The sequence below is a fragment of the Mycobacterium angelicum genome (assembly GCF_002086155.1).
In the GTDB taxonomy this organism is placed as follows: Bacteria; Actinomycetota; Actinomycetes; order Mycobacteriales; family Mycobacteriaceae; genus Mycobacterium; species Mycobacterium angelicum.
Map to the genome: position 1 here is coordinate 1 of NZ_MVHE01000330.1, position 343 is coordinate 343.

1 protein-coding gene is annotated in these 343 nt (G+C 67.9%); it reads left to right on the forward strand.

Translation table 11 applies throughout. The features are described 5' to 3' along the window. The coding region (locus BST12_RS29645; RefSeq protein WP_342746524.1) for an NB-ARC domain-containing protein at positions 1-343 on the forward strand (343 nt) is incomplete at both ends.

Below are 343 nucleotides of genomic sequence, written 5' to 3' on the forward strand. Positions count from 1 at the left end.
GCTGGACGTCAAACGGTGGGTCACCCTTATCGGTGTCGGCGGGGTCGGAAAGACACGCCTGGCGACACAGGTCGCGAGCGCCGTTGCCGACGGTTATCCGGACGGGGTTTGGTATGTCAACCTGGCGCCGATCACCGACCCGGCGCTGGTGCCGATCGCGGCGGCGCGGGTTTTGGGGTTGCCGGATCAGCCGGGCCGCTCGACGGTGGACACCATTGTGCGGCGTATCGGCGACCGGCGCATGCTGGTAGTGCTGGACAACTGCGAGCACTTGCTCGACGGGTGCGCGGCTCTGATCGTCGCGTTGCTCGGGGCGTGCCCAGCGCTGAGGGTATTGGCGACC